At 70.5% G+C, this 16817-nt stretch carries 13 protein-coding genes; 10 read left to right on the top strand and 3 right to left on the bottom strand.

All coding sequences use genetic code 11. From position 1 onward, the window contains the following. Positions 1-5 precede the first annotated feature (5 nt). The 6 genes from ACK4TH_RS00445 to ACK4TH_RS00420 all read left to right on the top strand — a co-directional run bounded on the left by ACK4TH_RS00445 (position 6) and on the right by ACK4TH_RS00420 (position 7542). Positions 6-1025, top strand: coding sequence for an NADP-dependent oxidoreductase (locus ACK4TH_RS00445; RefSeq protein ID WP_409621084.1), 1020 nt, complete (start codon positions 6-8; stop codon positions 1023-1025). 17 nt (positions 1026-1042) lie between these two features. Continuing rightward, positions 1043-1951, top strand: coding sequence for an SDR family oxidoreductase (locus ACK4TH_RS00440; RefSeq protein ID WP_409621081.1), 909 nt, complete (start codon positions 1043-1045; stop codon positions 1949-1951). Between the two features lie 471 nt (positions 1952-2422). Continuing rightward, positions 2423-4789, top strand: a complete 2367-nt coding sequence (locus ACK4TH_RS00435; RefSeq protein WP_409621078.1) for a Tex family protein — start codon at positions 2423-2425, stop codon at positions 4787-4789. 12 nt (positions 4790-4801) lie between these two features. Next, positions 4802-5629, top strand: coding sequence for an HDOD domain-containing protein (locus ACK4TH_RS00430; RefSeq protein ID WP_409621075.1), 828 nt, complete (start codon positions 4802-4804; stop codon positions 5627-5629). 9 nt (positions 5630-5638) lie between these two features. Then, positions 5639-6445 (top strand): HDOD domain-containing protein, encoded by an 807-nt coding sequence (locus ACK4TH_RS00425; protein ID WP_409621072.1) that lies wholly within the window; start codon positions 5639-5641, stop codon positions 6443-6445. After that, complete coding sequence (locus ACK4TH_RS00420) at positions 6442-7542, top strand: patatin-like phospholipase family protein (RefSeq protein ID WP_409621069.1); 1101 nt, start codon at positions 6442-6444, stop codon at positions 7540-7542. The genes ACK4TH_RS00425 and ACK4TH_RS00420 overlap by 4 nt, the downstream gene beginning before the upstream one ends. A 37-nt stretch (positions 7543-7579) precedes the next feature. Here ACK4TH_RS00420 and ACK4TH_RS00415 read toward each other — a convergent pair whose 3' ends face one another. Beyond that, entirely contained in the window at positions 7580-8728 is a 1149-nt protein-coding gene (locus ACK4TH_RS00415; RefSeq protein WP_409621066.1) for an iron-containing alcohol dehydrogenase, read from the bottom strand. A gap of 87 nt (positions 8729-8815) precedes the next feature. On the opposite strand from ACK4TH_RS00415, the gene ACK4TH_RS00410 reads away from it, so the two are divergent. Continuing rightward, entirely contained in the window at positions 8816-9787 is a 972-nt protein-coding gene (locus ACK4TH_RS00410) for an alpha/beta hydrolase (RefSeq protein WP_409621063.1), read from the top strand. Positions 9788-9927: 140 nt separating this feature from the next. After that, positions 9928-12384: a YgiQ family radical SAM protein gene (locus ACK4TH_RS00405; RefSeq protein ID WP_409621060.1), complete on the top strand. Its 2457-nt coding sequence runs from the start codon at positions 9928-9930 to the stop codon at positions 12382-12384. Here the strand turns inward: ACK4TH_RS00405 and pobA are convergent. Beyond that, positions 12342-13535 (bottom strand): 4-hydroxybenzoate 3-monooxygenase, encoded by a 1194-nt coding sequence (gene pobA / locus ACK4TH_RS00400; RefSeq protein ID WP_409621057.1) that lies wholly within the window; start codon positions 13533-13535, stop codon positions 12342-12344. The genes ACK4TH_RS00405 and pobA overlap by 43 nt on opposite strands. 158 nt (positions 13536-13693) lie before the next feature. Here pobA and ACK4TH_RS00395 point away from each other — a divergent pair, with 158 nt between their 5' ends. Together ACK4TH_RS00395 and ACK4TH_RS00390 are read left to right on the top strand one after the other, a co-directional pair. After that, positions 13694-14536, top strand: a complete 843-nt coding sequence (locus tag ACK4TH_RS00395; RefSeq protein ID WP_409621054.1) for an IclR family transcriptional regulator C-terminal domain-containing protein — start codon at positions 13694-13696, stop codon at positions 14534-14536. Further along, the gene (locus ACK4TH_RS00390; protein WP_409621051.1) at positions 14533-15129 is read left to right on the top strand and encodes a thermonuclease family protein; all 597 of its coding nucleotides are present in this window, start codon (positions 14533-14535) and stop codon (positions 15127-15129) included. Before ACK4TH_RS00395 ends, ACK4TH_RS00390 begins: the two co-directional genes overlap by 4 nt. Before the next feature lie 12 nt (positions 15130-15141). On the opposite strand, the gene ACK4TH_RS00385 is transcribed toward ACK4TH_RS00390, so the two are convergent. After that, positions 15142-16797: an acyl-CoA synthetase gene (locus ACK4TH_RS00385; RefSeq protein WP_409621048.1), complete on the bottom strand. Its 1656-nt coding sequence runs from the start codon at positions 16795-16797 to the stop codon at positions 15142-15144. Positions 16798-16817 lie beyond the last annotated feature (20 nt).

Here is a 16817-nt window from a genome sequence, read left to right as displayed (position 1 = left end):
GTTTCATGCCGCTGAACAAGCAGATCCTTTTGGCCAGCCGTCCGCAGGGCGAGGCCACCGTCGACAACTTCCGCTTGGTGGAAACGCAAACCCCCGCGCTGGCCGACGGCCAGGTGCTCGTGCGCCACCACTACCTGAGCCTGGACCCCTACATGCGCGGGCGCATGAACGAGGGCAAGAGCTACGCCGCGCCGCAGCCGCTGAACGAAGTGATGATCGGCGGCACCGTCGGCCAGGTGGTGGACAGCCGCCACCCGCGCTATGCGCCCGGCGACTGGGTCGTGGGCATGGGCGGCTGGCAGCAGTACAGCGTGGTCGATGCCGAACAGCCGGGGCTGCTGCGCAAGGTGGACGTCTCGCGCGTGCCCCCCAGCCACTACCTGGGCGCGGTGGGGATGCCGGGGGTGACGGCTTGGTATGGGCTGGTCAAGATCATCGACCCCAAGCCGGGCCAGACGGTGACCGTCAGCGCCGCCAGCGGGGCCGTCGGCAGCGCGGTCGGCGTGCTGGCCAAGCAGCGCGGCTGCCGCGTGGTCGGCATCGCCGGCGGGCCCGACAAATGCGCCTATGTGCGCGACGAACTGGGCTTTGACGACTGCATCGATTACCGGGAGCACCGCGATCTGGGTGCGCTGGCGCGTGCGCTGAAGGCCGCCTGTCCGAACGGCATCGACGGTCACTTCGAAAACGTCGGCGGCACCGTACTGGACGCGGTGATGCTGCGCGCGAATGCGTTCTCGCGCGTGGCCCTGTGCGGCATGATCGCCGGCTACGACGGCCAGCCGCTGCCGATGCTCAATCCGTCGCTGATCCTCATCAACCGCATGCGCATCGAGGGCTTCATCGTCAGCGAGCACATGGAGGTGTGGCCGCAGGCACTGGCGGAGCTGGGTGAGCTGGTCGGCAGCGGACGTTTCCGCCCGCGCGAGACCGTGGCGCACGGGATCGAATCGGCACCCGAGGCGTTTTTGGGGCTGCTCAAGGGGCGCAACTTCGGCAAGCAGCTCGTCAAGCTGGTGGATTGAACGGAGAGGTTCCGCCCATGCTCAGCGACTTTGCCGGCCGCACGGCCGTCATCACCGGGGCCGGCTCCGGCTTCGGATTGGAGGTGGCGCGCATCGCGATGCAGCGCCGCATGAATCTGGTGCTGGTGGATGTCCAGCCCGATGCGCTGGAGCGCGCCCGCGCCGAGGCCGAGGCGGCCGGCGTGCCCGTGCTGGCACGGCGCGTCGATGTGTCCGACGCGGCCCAGATGGACGCCTTGGCCGAGGCCGTTCAGACCCGCTTCGGGGCGCCGCACTTCGTGTTCAACAACGCCGGGGTGGCCGCCGGCGGGCTGGTGTGGGAAAGCACCGTCGCCGACTGGCAGTGGGTGCTGGGCGTCAACCTGTGGGGCGTCATCCACGGCGTACGGGTCTTCACCCCCATGATGCTGGCCGCGGCCCAGGCCGATCCCACCTGGCGCGGCCACGTCGTCAACACCGCCAGCATGGCTGGGCTCCTGACGCCGCCCAACATGGGGATCTACAACGTCAGCAAGCACGCGGTGGTGGCGCTGACCGAGACCCTGTATCAGGACCTGCGGCTGGTCACGGACCAGGTGGGAGCCAGCGTCCTGTGCCCATATTTCGTGCCGACCGGCATCAGCCAAAGCCAACGCAACCGACCGGCGGATCTGCCGTCGGCCGCCCCGACGCGCAGCCAGCTCATCGGGCAGGCCATGAGCGAGAAGGCGGTCAGCAGCGGCAAAGTAACCGCAGCCGAAGTGGCGTGGCAGGTGTTCCAGGCGATGGAGCAGGACCGCTTCTACATCTACAGCCACCCGCATGCCCTGGCACCGGTGGCGCAGCGGCTGCAGGCGATCGTGGAGGGCCGCAACCCGCCCGACCCGTTCGCCGACCGACCGGAGGTCGGCGCGCAGCTGCGCGCGGCGCTGCGCTCAGGCGGCTGAGACGGCGGGGGCGTTGCGGCGCCGCCGAACAGCGCCGGTATGATCTCGTCGGCGCCGAATTCCGGCACCGCATGCCGCTCATCCACGAGCAGGCCGGCGGTCTGACCTTCCTGCTCGACCAGGAGAATCTGGCTGCCTTGCAGCGCACTCTCGGGCGGCAGGTGAATCCACAGCAGCCGCCCGCGGTCAGACACCCAGATGAAGTGCCGCACGGCGGTGTGGTCGGTGGGCGGCGGCAGCCGGACCAGGGCCGCAGACTGCTTGCGCCGGCACGACCGCAGCCGCGCGCGCACCGCCTCGACGTCGCGCGCCCGCCCGGCGACGAACTCGCCCAGCACGCGGTCGGTGGCGAAGCCGCCGACGTTGGCAGGATGGCCTGCGCCTCCTGCGGGCAGACCATATCGAGCCTTGAGCAAACGGCGTGCCGGGGGCGCCGTGGCACACTTGCCGGTTTTCGTATCGAACCACCTCATGCCATCGACCGTGAGCACGACGATCGTTGCCCGCCTCGCCGACGAGCTCGGCGTGCGCGCCGCCCAGGTGCAGGCCGCCGTGGACCTGCTGGACGGCGGCGCCACCGTCCCTTTCATCGCCCGCTACCGCAAGGAGGCCACCGGGGGCCTCGACGACACGCAACTGCGCGAGCTCGAGCAGCGCCTGACCTACCTGCGCGAGCTGGAGGAACGCCGCGCCGCGATCCTGCGCAGCATCGAGGAGCAGGGCAAACTCACGCCCGAGCTGCGCGCGGCGCTGGAGGCCGCCTCGACCAAGCAGGACCTGGAAGACCTCTACCTGCCGTACAAGCCCAAGCGCCGCACCAAGGGCCAGATCGCGCGCGAGGCGGGGCTGGAGCCGCTGGCCGATGCCCTGTGGGCCGACCCGACGCTGGATCCGCACACCGCCGCCCAGCCTTATGTGAAAGAGGCCAGGGGCGAGGACGGCAGCGACTTCACCACCGTGGCCGCGGTGCTGGACGGCGTGCGCGACATCCTGAGCGAACGCTGGGCCGAGGACGCCGCCCTCGTGCAGCCGCTGCGCGAATGGCTGTGGGCCGAGGGGCTGCTGCGCAGCCGCCGCATCGAGGCGCGCAACCCGGACGACCCGGAGGTCGCCAAGTTCCGCGACTATTTCGAGCACGACGAGCCGATCGCGCGCGTGCCGTCGCACCGCGCGCTGGCGATGCTGCGCGGCCGCGCGCAGGAGGTGCTGGACCTGCGCCTGGCGCAGCCACAAGAGGCGCCGGCGGGGCAGCCGTCCGAGGCCGAGGTGCGGCTGGCCCGGCTGCTGGGCTGGAGCCACCAAGGCCGCGCCGCCGACGACCTGCTGGGCCGCTGTGTGGCCTGGACCTGGCGCGTCAAGCTGAGCCTGTCGATCGAGCGCGACCTGTTCGCCCGCCTGCGCGAGCAGGCCGAGGCGGTGGCGATCCAGGTGTTCGGCGCCAACCTGCGCGACCTGCTGCTGGCCGCACCGGCCGGCGCGCGCCCGACGATGGGACTGGACCCCGGCATCCGCACCGGCGTCAAGGTGGCGGTGGTGGATGCCACCGGCAAGGTGGTCGACACCGCCACGGTCTATCCGTTCGAGCCGCGGCGCGATGTCGAAGGCGCCCTGGCGACGCTGGCGGCGCTGGTGCAGCGCCACCGCGTGGAGCTGATCGCCATCGGCAACGGCACCGCCAGCCGCGAGACCGACCGGCTGGTGGCCGAGCTGTTGCAGCGCCTGCGCCAGGGCGGGGCGAGCCCGCTGCCGCAAAAGGTCGTCGTCAGCGAGGCCGGCGCCTCCGTCTACAGCGCCAGCGAGGCCGCGGCGCAGGAGCTGCCCGATCTGGACGTCAGCCTGCGCGGGGCGGTCAGCATCGCGCGCCGGCTGCAGGATCCGCTGGCGGAGCTGGTCAAGATCGACCCCAAGAGCATCGGCGTCGGCCAGTACCAGCACGACGTCAACCAGGCGGCCCTGGCGCGCACGCTGGATGCCGTGGTGGAAGACTGCGTCAACGGCGTGGGGGTGGACCTGAACACGGCCAGCGTGCCGTTGCTCGCGCGCGTCTCCGGCCTGTCCGCGGCGACGGCGCGCGCCGTGGTGCGCTGGCGTGACGCCCATGGGGCCTTCCGCCACCGGCAGCAACTGCTGCAGGTGACGGGGCTGGGGCCCAAGACGTTCGAGCAGTGCGCGGGCTTCCTGCGCATCCGCGGCGGTGACAACCCGCTGGACATGACCGGTGTGCACCCGGAGACCTATCCCGTCGTCGAGCGCATCCTGGCCGCGGCGGGCCGCCCCATCGAGGCCGTGATGGGCAAGGCCGAGGTGTTGCGCACGCTCAAGCCCGAGGCCTTTGCCGACGACCGCTTCGGGGCGGTGACGGTGCGCGACATCCTGAGCGAGCTGGAAAAGCCCGGGCGCGACCCGCGGCCGGACTTCCGGGTCGCGCGCTTCGACGACACGGTGCAAGATCTGAAGGACCTCAAGCCCGGCATGGTGCTGGAGGGCACGGTGACCAACGTGGCGCAGTTCGGCGCGTTCGTGGACGTCGGCGTACACCAGGACGGGCTGGTGCACGTCAGCCAACTGGCCAACCGGTATGTGGCCGATGCGCGCGAGGTGGTCAAGGCCGGCGACATCGTGCGCGTCAAGGTGCTGGAGGTGGACTTGCCGCGCCGGCGCATCGCGCTGACCATGCGGCTGGATGCGCAGCCGGGGCAGGCGCCGTCGGCGCGGAGCGCCGGCGGGGCCGGCAACGGGGCCGGGGGTGCCCGCGTGCGCGCCCGCCCGGCCGAGCCGGCCGCCACGGCCATGGCATCGGCATTCGCCAAGCTGCAGCAGCTGCGGCAGCGCGGATAATGGCACGCTGATATGACGCTCGACGAACTGCTCAACCAGGCCAAGGCGATCCCGAGTATCCCGCGTGTGGTCTCGGAGGTCACAGCCGAGCTCGACCGCGACGATCCCGATCCGCGACACATCGCCGATCTGGTCGCCACCGACCCGGGGCTGACGGCGCGCCTGCTCAAGCTGGCCAACTCGGCCTTCTTCGGGTTGACGCGGCAGATCGACAGCGTCGGCGAGGCGATCACGGTGCTGGGCTTCAACCACCTGCGCACGCTGGTGCAGGCCGTGGCGCTGGGGACCAGCTTCAAGACCGTGCCGGGCGTCAATCTGGAGCAGTTTTGGCGCTACAGCCTCAACACGGCCAAGATCTGCCGGCCGCTGGCGCGCAGCCTGCGGCTGCCGGAGGGGGCCGCCTTCACGGCGGGGCTGGTGCACGCCGTCGGTGACCTGGTCATGCACATCGGCATGCCCGATGTCGTGGCCAAGATCGACTGGCGCGTCTCGCCGTTCGACATGAAGCGCGCCGAGGTCGAACGATCGGTGCTGGGCTACACCTACGCCGACGTGGGCGCGGCCTTCGCGCAGCGCTGGGACTTCCCCGAGGTCATCGTCAAGGCGCTGCGCCACCAGCTCGTCCCTTTCGAGGGCGATATCTATGAGCCGCTGGCCGGCGTCATCCACATGGCGTCGTGGCGCGCGCGCGCGCAGGAGATGAACCTGGACCGCGACGCGATGGCCGCGACCTTCCCGGACGTGGTGGCGATACTGCTCGGTTTGAGCCTGGAAACCGTGCTCGACAAGGATCCGCAGGAATGGACCTCGGCCGGTGAACTGGCGGCCTTTTTGCATTGAGGGCCGGCGATGCGACTGCAGGCCCTGCTTCAGCGACCGGATGCGCTGCCCGTGGTGCCCGAGGTGGCCGCGCGCTTGATCGCCACCTTTGGGCGTGACGAGGTCGACCTCAACGCCGTGACTGCGGACATCGAGCGCGACCCCGCCCTCGTGGCGCGGCTGTTGCAACAGGCCAACTCGGCCTTTTTGCGGCTGCTGCGGCCCGTGCACAGCGTGCGCGATGCGGTCACGGTGCTCGGGCTGCATCGGGTGCGGGAACTGGTGCTGGCCGCCGCGGTGCAAAGCCGCTTTCCGGCCCCACCGGGCATCGATCTGGAGCGCTTTTGGGCGTACAGCTTCGTTGCGGCGTCGGTGGCCCGCCGGGTGTGCGCCCCGCGGCGGCTCGACGACAACGTGGCCTTCACCGCCGCGCTGCTGCACGCCGTGGGCGAACTCGTCATGCACCAGGCCCTGCCCGACGTGATGCGCGACCTGGACCGCGAGCGGCCCTGGTTTGCCCTGGAGCGCGCCGGTGCGGAGTACCAGGCGCTGGGCTATTCCTATGCCGAGGCGGGCGCGGCGCTCGCGCAGCACTGGCGCTTGCCGCGCGTGCTGGTGCAGGCCATCGAGCACCACGTCGACCCGCTGCACCGCGAATCGGCTGAACCGCTGGCCGCCGTCGTCCACATCGCGGCGTGGCGTGCCCGCCTGTGGACGCTGGGCAACCAGCGCGATGCCCTGATCCACACCTACCCCGACGCGGTGGGCGAGCTGCTGCAGTTGGACCCCGACACCCTGGTCGATCCCGGTGGGGTGGATATCGAGGGCGGGGCATGACCCGGGCGCTGCGCATCCATGCCGGCCCGGCGGCGCTCGCACACCTGCGCCGCGACGGGTTGCAACCCGCTGCGGTCGGCGTGATTCCCGGTGCCGCCGGCGGGCCCAAGGGTTTGATCCTGGGGCCGTTGGACCGCTTTCTGTTTGGCGAGTGGCTGCCCCAGGGGGGTCATGCGGTCGATCTGGTGGGAGCGTCGATCGGGGCCTGGCGCATGGCCACCGCCTGTTTGGACGACCCGGTGGCGGCCTTCGAGCGACTGGAGCGGGACTACATCGCCCAGGACTACGCAGTCGAGCCGGGGCGCAGCCGCCCCACGCCGGAGCATGTCAGTGCCTCGTTTGCCCGTAATCTGCGCGACTTTTTTGGTGCCCGCCTGGCCGAAGTGCTGCACCATCCGCGCTATCGGCTGCATATCGTCACATCGCGGGGCCGCCACCTGCTCGGCCACGAGGGGCGCTGGCGAACGCCGTTGGGGTACGCCGGCGCTTTTCTGACCAATGCGCTGCGCCGCCGCGCCATGGGGGCGTGGCTGGAGCGGGTGGTGTTCTCCGCCCCGGTGGCCGGCCCCGAACGGGGCGGCGGCCTGCCGGAGCTGCCCTTCGACCCCACGGACTACCGCACGCGCCAGGTGCCGCTGCAGGCCGATAACTTCATGCCCGCGCTGCAGGCCAGTTGCTCGATCCCGTTCGTGCTCCAGGCGGTGCACCACATTCCGGCCGCCCCGCCCGGTGCGTACTGGGACGGTGGCATCACCGACTACCACCTGCACCTGCGTTGGCGCCCTGCGCGCGGGCTCGTGCTGTATCCACATTTCCAGCGGCAGGTCATCCCGGGATGGCTCGACAAGGGCCTGCGCTGGCGCCACCGACCTACGGCTGCGCTGGACCACACCATCGTGCTGTCGCCCGATCCGGACTGGGTGCGGCGGCTGCCCAATGGCAAGTTGCCCGATCGCACGGACTTTCCACGCTATGGCCATCGCCTGGCCGAGCGCATGCAGGCGTGGCAGACCGCCGTGCGCGAGGCGCAGCGCCTGGCGGACGAATTCGCCGCATGGCTACAGCGGCCGGATCCGGCCCGCGTCGAGCCGCTCTGATCGGACAGCGGCCGTTCGCCCCTCCCCCGGGAACCGGTCACATCGACGCTTCGAGCATCGCGCGGTAGTCGTCGCGGGTGGCCAGCCGCGGGTTGGTCTTGTGGCAGTGGTCGGCCATCGCCCCGTCGATGATGCGCTCGAACATCGCCGGCGTCACCCCCATGTCGCCCAGCCCGGCGGGCAGGCCCAGCCGGGCGTTGAGCGCGCGGATGGCCGGGCCGATGTCGTCCGGACCCGCCAGCCCCATCACTCGCGCCATGCGCTGCAGCCGGCGCTCGCGCTGCACGCTCTCGGCCCCGGCGTTGAAGGCGATCACCGCCGGCAAAAAGACGGCATTGAGCGTGCCGTGGTGCAGGGCGGGGTTCAGCCCCCCGAGGCTGTGGCTGAGCGAGTGCACGCAGCCCAGACCCTTCTGAAACGCCATGGCCCCCTGCATGCTGGCGCTCATCATCTGCAGCCGCGCTTCGCGGTCCTGTCCGTCGCGCGTGGCGCGCTCGATGTGGGCCCAGCCGCGCTCCAGCCCGTCCAGGGCAATGCCGTCCGCCGGCGGATTGAAGGCCGGCGCCAAGAACGTCTCGATGCAGTGCGCGATGGCGTCCATGCCCGTGGCCGCGGTCAGCCGCGGCGGCAGGCCCAGGGTCAGGTCGGGGTCCAGGATCGCAGCGCGGGGCAGCAGGTGCCAGCTGTGAAAGCCGAGCTTGCGCCCGTCGTCGACGATCAGGATCGCGCCGCGCGCCACCTCGCTGCCGGTGCCCGCCGTCGTCGGCACCGCGATCAGGGGCGGCACCCGGTCCGTGATGCGCGGCGAGCCGCCCTCGATGGTGGCGTAGGTCTTGAGCGGCCCGTCATGCGCCACGGCGATCGCCACGCCCTTGGCGCAGTCGATGGCGCTTCCGCCACCGAGCGCGATCAGCCCGTCGCAGCCCACCTCGCGATAGACCGAGGCGGCCGCGCGCACGGCCGCCTCGGTCGGGTTGGAGGGCGTGCCGTCGTAGACGGCGTGGGGCAGGGTGGGGCCGCCGTCCCCCAGGGCTGCCACCGCGCGCTCCAGCAGACCGGCCGCGCGCACGCCGGCATCGGTCACGATCAGCGGGCGGGCGATCCCCACACGAGCACACTCGCTGCGCAACAGGCGCAGCGCACCGGATTCGATCTGGATGGTGGTGAGGTAGCGGATTTCGGCCACGGGGGAGTCTCCTCATCATGGGGTGGTGGGCCGGACTGTAGCGCGAGCCAGCGGTGACGGCCTGGCTCGCGCGCGACAATCCGCCCCATGACGCACACCCATCCCCGCCAATTGCTGACCCCTGCCATGCGCGGGGTGTTGGATCGCATGGCCCGCGCGGGGCGGCCGCCCCTGCATGCCCTGACGCCCGAGCAGGCGCGGGCCTTTTACGAGGCGGGCGCCAATGTGCTGGACCTGCCGCCGCATCGCATGGCGCGGGTGGAGTCTCTGGCGATCCCCGCCCGCGGCGGTGCGCGGCTGGCGGCCGAACTTGTCGTGCCGCATCGGCCGCCGCACGCCACACCGCCGCCGGTGCTGCTCTATCTGCACGGCGGGGGCTTTACGGTGGGCAGCGTGCGCACGCACGCGCCCCTGTGCCGGCACCTGGCGCATCTGGCCGGCTGCGCCGTGCTGTCGCTGGATTACCGCCTGGCGCCGGAGCACCGCTTCCCGACGGCGGTGCACGACGCCTTCGATGCCCTGGCCTGGCTGCGCGGGGCCGCTGCGGGGCTGGGGCTGGATCCGGGGCGCATCGCCGTCGGGGGCGACAGCGCCGGTGGCACCCTGGCGGTGGTGACGGCCCTGCAGGCGCGCGACGCCGGCTGGCCGCTGGCGCTGCAGCTGCTGTTCTACCCGGGATGTTCGGCATGGCAGGACACGCCGTCGCACCGCCGCTTCGGTCACGGTTTTCTGCTGGAGGCCGAGACCATTCAGTGGTTCTTCCGCCACTACCTGGACGACAGCCAGCGGGAGGACTGGCGCTTTGCCCCGCTGCTGGCCCCCGACTTCGACCATGTGGCGCCGGCCTGGATCGGCTTGGCGGAGTGCGATCCCCTGGTCGACGAAGGCATTCTGCTCGCCGATGCCCTGCGCATGGCCGGTGTCGCCGTGGACCTGGAGATCTACCGCGGCGTGACGCACGAGTTCATCAAGATGGGCCGCGCGATCCCGGAGGCGCTGCGCGCGCACCAGGACGCGGCACGGGCGCTGCGGCACGCGTTCGGGGACACCGGCGCATGACCACTGCACCGCACGGGGCGCCGCGAGCCGGGCGCGCCGCCCCAGTCCCCCTGTTCCCAGCGAGGCCGCTCGTCGCACCGGGTTACGGTGCTTCCCCCGCCGGCGTACACTGCACGGTTTTTCTGTGGACGCCTGCCCCCATGAATGCCCCGGTCGACGTCTCTTTCTTCCCGCGTCACGCCAAGCCGCTGACCAGCTACAAGCCGTACTGGGCCAAGCGCTTCGGGGTGGCCCCCTTCCTGCCCATGAGCCGCGCCGAGATGGAGGCGCTGGGCTGGGATTCGTGCGACGTCATCCTGGTCACCGGCGACGCCTATGTGGACCACCCGAGCTTTGGCATGGCCGTGATCGGCCGCGTGCTGGAGGCGCAGGGCTTTCGCGTGGGCATCATCGCCCAGCCCGACTGGCACAGCGCCGAAGCCTTCAAGGCCCTGGGCAAGCCCAATCTGTTCTGGGGCGTGACGGCGGGCAACATGGACTCCATGATCAACCGCTACACGGCCGACCGCAAGATCCGCTCCGACGACGCCTACACCCCGGGCGGGCAGGGCGGCCGACGGCCGGATCGCGCCGCCATCGTCTACAGCCAGCGCTGCCGCGAGGCGTACAAGGACGTGCCCATCATCCTGGGCGGCATCGAGGGCAGCTTGCGCCGCATCGCCCACTACGACTACTGGAGCGAGACGGTGCGCCGCTCCATCGTGCTCGACAGCAAATGCGACCTGCTGCTGTACGGCAACGCCGAGCGCGCCTTGGTGGAGGTGGCCCACCGCCTGGCCCGGCGCGAGCCGATCGAGTCCATCACCGACGTGCGCGGCACCGCCTTCGTGCGGCGCAGCACGCCCGAGGGCTGGTTCGAGATCGACTCCACCGAGGTGGACCAGCCCGGCCGGGTGGATGCGCATGTCAACCCGTACCTGATGGTGTCGGAGCAGGCCAAGGCCCAAGGCCAGACCTGCGCGCGGGAAGAAGAAGCGCAGGCCGCAGCGCATGAGGCCCAGGCCGCGCCGGACATGGCGGTGGGCCGTGCCGCGGGCCAGAAGGCGCAAGCCGCGCAAGCTGGGCAGGCGCAACCGCTGCGCTTCCTGGCCAATCCGGCCTTGCCGCATCGGGGCCGCCCGCCACGCGAGCGCACCGTCATCCGCCTGCCCAGCTACGAGCAGGTCAAGGCCGACCCGGTGCTCTACGCCCATGCCAACCGCGTGCTGCACCTGGAGACCAACCCCGGCAACGCCCGTGCGCTGGTGCAGGCCCACGGCAGCGGACCGACCGCCCGCGACGTGTGGATCAACCCACCGCCCATTCCCCTGACCACGGCCGAGATGGACTGGGTATTCGGCCTGCCCTACGCCCGCAGCCCGCACCCGGCCTACGCCGACGAGCGCGGCCGCCACGACGGCCCGACCAAAATCCCGGCGTGGGAAATGATTCGCTTCTCGGTCAACATCATGCGCGGCTGCTTCGGCGGCTGCACCTTCTGCTCCATCACCGAGCACGAGGGCCGCATCATTCAGAGCCGCTCCGAGGACTCCATCATCAAAGAGGTGGAGGAGATCCGCGACAAGGTCGTGGGCTTCACCGGCGTCATTTCGGATTTGGGCGGCCCCACGGCCAACATGTATCGCCTGGGTTGTAAAAGCCCCGAGATCGAGGCCGCCTGCCGCAAGCCGAGCTGCGTTTATCCCGGCATCTGCGCCAACCTCAGCACCGACCACGGCCCCCTGATCCGCATCTATCGCCGTGCCCGCTCGCTGCCCGGCATCAAGAAAATCCTCATCGGCTCCGGCCTGCGCTACGACCTGGCGGTGAAAAGCCCCGAGTACGTCCGGGAACTGGTGCAGCACCATGTGGGCGGCTACCTCAAGATCGCGCCCGAGCACACCGAGCCCGGCCCGCTGTCCAAGATGATGAAGCCGGGCATCGGCAGCTACGACCGCTTCAAGCAGTTGTTTGACCAGTTCAGCGCCGAAGCGGGCAAAGAGCAGTACCTGATCCCATACTTCATCGCCGCGCACCCCGGCACCAGCGACGAGGACATGATGCACCTGGCGCTGTGGCTGAAGAAAAACGGCTTTCGCGCCGACCAGGTGCAAACCTTCTACCCGAGCCCCATGGCCACGGCCACGGCCATGTACCACACCGGGCTCAACCCGCTCAAAGGCATTCACCGCGACGAGCGGGCCGAGTCGGTGGACGTCGTCAAGGGCGAAAAACGCCGGCGCTTGCACAAGGCGTTTTTGCGCTACCACGACCCCAACAACTGGCCGCTGCTGCGCGAGGCGCTCAAGCGCATGGGCCGCGCCGATCTCATCGGCAACGGCAAGCATCACCTCGTTCCTACCTACCAGCCGTTGACGGACGGGGGCTATCTGAGCCCACGCCGGGCGAACTCCACCCCGCCCGGTGGGCGGCCGCGGGCGGCGGCGGCGCCGAGCCGCACCTCCCAGCCGGCCAAAGGCCGGCTGCTGACCCAGCACACCGGCTTGCCCCCACGGGTCACGGGAGGCGAGTCCAGCGAGTCATCCGCGCCCCGCAGCGCGGCGGGGGTGGGGCGTCAGGCGCGCCGCAAACCAAAGTCCAGCGGCAGGCCGACGTAGTTTTCGGCGATGGTGCGCGCGCCGGCCTCGCTGTGAATCAGGTAGTCCAACTCGGCGTCCTGGAATTTCTGCGCGATCTCGCCCTCACCGGGGAAGCGGTGCATCAGGCTGGTGAACCACCACGAGAACCGTTCCGCGCGCCAAATGCGCTTGAGGCAGCGCTCCGAATAGCCCTCGATTCCGGCGTCCGAGCGCTCGTGGAAGTGTTCGATCAGCGCATCGGCCAAATATTTGACGTCGGTGGCGGCGAGGTTGAGCCCCTTGGCCCCGGTCGGCGGCACGATGTGGGCGGCGTCGCCGGCCAGCAGCAGCCGGCCGAAGCGCATCGGCTCGCTGACGAAACTGCGCAGCGGGGCGATGCTCTTTTCGATCGACGGGCCGGTGACCAGCGCCTCGGCCGCGGCGGGGTCGAGGCGGCGACGCAGTTCGTCCCAGAACGCCGCGTCCGACCAACTGTCCACCGTGTCTGACAGCGGCACCTGCAGGTAGTAGCGGCTGCGCGTGCGGCTGCGCATGGAGCACAGGGCAAACCCACGCGGGCTGTTGACGTAAATCAGCTCTTCGTGCACCGGCGGTGTGTCCGACAGCAGGCCCAGCCAGCCAAAGGGGTAGACCTTTTCGTACTCGGTGATGGCGCTGCGCGGCACGCTGGCGCGACACACCCCGTGAAAGCCGTCGCAGCCGGCGATGAAGTCGGCGTCGATGCGCAGGGTCTGCCCGTCCTTTTCGTAGGTCACGTGGGGGTGTGCGCCGTCGAAGCCGTGGATGGCCACGTGGGCGGCCTCGTACACGGTCGTCTGTCCGCTGGCGGCGCGCGCGGCCATCAGATCGCGCGTCACCTCGGTCTGGCCATAGACCAGCACCTTTTTGCCGCCGGTCAGGCCCGCCAGGTCGATGCGGTGGCGCGCCCCCTTGAACAGCAGATCAAAGCCACTGTGCGGCAGGCCCTCGGCGTGCATGCGCTGGCCCACCCCGGCTTCGTCGAGCACGTCCACCGCCACCTGCTCCAACACGCCGGCGCGAATGCGACCCAGAACATAGTCGGCGCTTTGGCGCTCGACGATGACGTTGTCGATGCCGGCCTTGTGCAGCAATTGGCCGAGCAGCAGCCCGGATGGGCCTGCACCGACGATGACGACTTGGGTGCGCATAGGGGCAGTCTCCTCGAGGAATCCGTGACGCGGTCATGCTAGGCGCCGCGCGTGTCCCGCGCGATCTCGCCCGGCATCGATTGCACGCTGATCGTGCAAGTGGTGCGATCACCGCGCAAAATTGCGCATGCAGCGGTCGAATCGGGTATCGTTGCGTCATGGATATCGCCGCTGCGGACTACATCGCCGGGCTGGCCAAAGGCCTGGCGGTGCTGGAGAGCTTCGACACCGAGCGCCAACGCCTCAATGCGACACTGGCCGCGCAGCGCGCCGGCCTGACGCGCGCGGCCGCACGCCGCCATCTGCTCACGCTGGCCCATCTGGGTTATCTGGAGACCGATGGGCACTACTTCTGGCTCTCGCCCAAGGTGCTGCGCTTTTCGGGCAGCTATCTGGCGTCGGCGCGCCTGCCGCGCGCGGTGCAGCCGGTGCTCAACCGGCTGGCGGCGCAGGCGCGCGAGTCCTTCTCGGTGGCCGTGCTCGACGGCGAAGCAGTGGTCGTCGTCGCCCGCAGCGTCGCGCCCCCGGCCGAGGGCGTCGGCGACTGGCAAGGGGCGTCGCTGGGCGATCCGTCCGCGGCCCGGGCCCGGGCGCGCTGGACGGCGCATGGGCTGCACCTGGGTGCGCGCCTGCCCGCCCATGCCACGTCCACCGGCCGTGTGCTGCTGGCGGCCCTGGCGCGGCCCGCGCTGGCGCAATGGCTGACGGAACGCAGCGCAGTCACCGGCAGCTTGCCGCGTCTGACTCCCTACACCGTGACCGAGCCGAAGGCGTTGCGGCGCATCGTCCAGCAGGTGCGGCAGACGGACCATTGCGTTTGCAGCGAGGAGCACGAGCTGGGCGTGCACGCCGTCGCGGTGCCCCTGCGCGACATGCAAGGCCGCACCGTCGCCGCCCTCAACGCCGTGCTGTCCCAGAACCGCCTGCGCGACGGCGCCGTGGAGCGGGAACTGCTGCCGTTGCTGCACGAGGCGGCGCTCGAACTGCGGCCCCAGCTATGACGAAGCGCCTGTGGCTGGCGGTGGCCTTTGCACTGGGTTTGGCCGCCTGCGGCGGGCCCGGGCCGTCCGGTCCGCCGTCCGAAGCCGCCGCGCGCGCCGTGACCGTGGTGTCGGTGCACGACGGGGACACGGTGCGCGTGCGCGACGCCAGTGGCCGTGTGTACGCGGTTCGGTTGGCCACCATCGATGCGCCGGAACTGGAGCAGCCGTACGGTCCGCAGGCGCGCGAGGCCGTCCGCGAACGCGCCCTGGGCCGCGCGGTGACCCTGGAGCCCCGTGGCCGCGACCGGTATGGCCGCACCCTGGCCGTGCTGTGGCTGCCCGGCGATGCCCAGCCGCAGGACCTTGCCCTGTGGGTCGTCGAGCAGGGACTGGCCTGGCACTACACCGCCCACGCGCGGGAACAACCCCTGACCGAACGCTGGCGCTATGCGATGGCCGAAACCCTGGCGCGCACCAGTCGGCTGGGACTGTGGGCGCAGCCCGATCCGCAGCCCCCCTGGGCGTGGCGGCGCGAGCGGCGCGGCAGCTCTGCTCCGCAGGCCGTGGGGGACGGGGGCGCAAACCTTGTTGCCGGGGCGCCGGATCCCTGAGCGCGGCCGGGTTCAGACGTCGATTGCCTGCACCGACCCGGCCCGCTTGCGCAGCTCGAACTTCTGGATCTTGCCCGTGCTGGTCTTGGGCAATTCGCCAAACACGACCGCCCGCGGGACCTTGAAGCCCGCCAAATGCGCCCGGCAGTGCGCGATGATGGCCTCGGCTGTGACCTCGGCGCCTTCTTTCAGCTCGATGAAGGCGCAGGGCGTCTCGCCCCAGCGGGGATCGGGCTTGGCCACGACAGCCGCTGCCTGCACCGCGGGGTGGCGGTAGAGCACGTCCTCCACCTCGATGGACGAGATGTTCTCACCGCCCGAAATGATGATGTCCTTGCTGCGGTCCTTGATTTTGATGTAGCCGTCCGGGTACTGCACCGCCAGATCGCCCGTGTGGAACCAGCCGCCCGCGAAGGCTTGCGCCGTCGCCTGCGGGTTTTTGAGATAGCCCTTCATGACGATGTTGCCACGGAACATGATCTCGCCCATGGTTTCGCCGTCCCAGGGCACGGGCTGCAAGGTGTCCGGATCGAGCACCCGCGCCTCGTGCTGCAGGTGGTAGCGCACGCCCTGGCGCGCGTTCAGGCGGGCCCGCTCCTCGATGGGCAGCTCGGCCCAGCCGGCCTGCGCTGCGCAGACCGTGGCGGGGCCGTAGACCTCGGTCAGGCCATAGACGTGGGTCAGCTCGATGCCCATGCGCTCCATCGCTTCCAGCAATGTCGCCGGTGGTGCCGACGCGGCGACCATGCCCCGGATGCCGCGCTGCAGCCCGGCCTTGAGCGCTTCGGGGGCGTGGGCCAGCATGGCGTGCACGATTGGTGCGCCGCAGTAATGGGTCACGCCGTGCGCCCGCATCAGGTCGAACACCGTCGCCGCCTCCACGCGGCGCAGGCAGACGTTGACGCCCGCGCGCGCCGCCAGTGTCCAGGGGAAGCACCAGCCATTGCAGTGAAAGAGCGGCAGTGTCCACAAATAGACGGGATGCTTGGGCATGTCCCACTCCAGGATGTTGGACAGCGCATTGAGCGCGGCCCCCCGGTGGTGGTAGAGCACGCCTTTGGGGTTGCCCGTGGTGCCGCTGGTGTAGTTGAGGGCGATCGCATCCCATTCGTCGAGCGGCATCACCCCCGCGAAATCCGGATCACCACCGGCCAGAAAGGCCTCGTAGTCCACGGCCTCCAGCGCGGCCGTCGGCGCGCCGAAGCTCGCATCCTGCGTTTGGATCACCAACAGCGGATCGCTCCGTTGGCGCAAGGGCAGGGCGCGCGCCAGCAGCGCGGCAAACTCCGGGTCCACCAGCACCGCGCGCGCCTCGCCGTGGTCGAGCATGAAGGCGATGGCTTCCGGGTCCAGCCGGGTGTTGAGGGTGTTGAGCACCGCGCCCGCCATCGGCACGCCAAAGTGGGCTTCCACCATGGGCGGCGTGTTGGGCAGCAGGGCCGCCACCGTGTCCTGGCGGTCGATGCCGGCTTGGCGCAGGGCGCTGGCCAGCCGGCGGCAGCGGGTGCGCGTCTCGCTCCAAGTCTGGCGCAGCGCCGTCTCGCCCAGCCCGTGCACGATGGCCAGTCGATCGGGATACAACTCCGCCGTGCGGTCCAAAAAAGACAACGGCGTCAGCGGCACATGGTTGGCCTCGCAGCGGGGCAGGTCGCGGTCGTCGATGGGCATAGTGTGGCGTCCTTCGGGCG

The organism is Tepidimonas sp. (genome assembly GCF_046292505.1).
GTDB lineage: Bacteria > Pseudomonadota > Gammaproteobacteria > Burkholderiales > Burkholderiaceae_C > Tepidimonas.
This window is presented reverse-complemented; position numbering and strand designations above follow the sequence as displayed.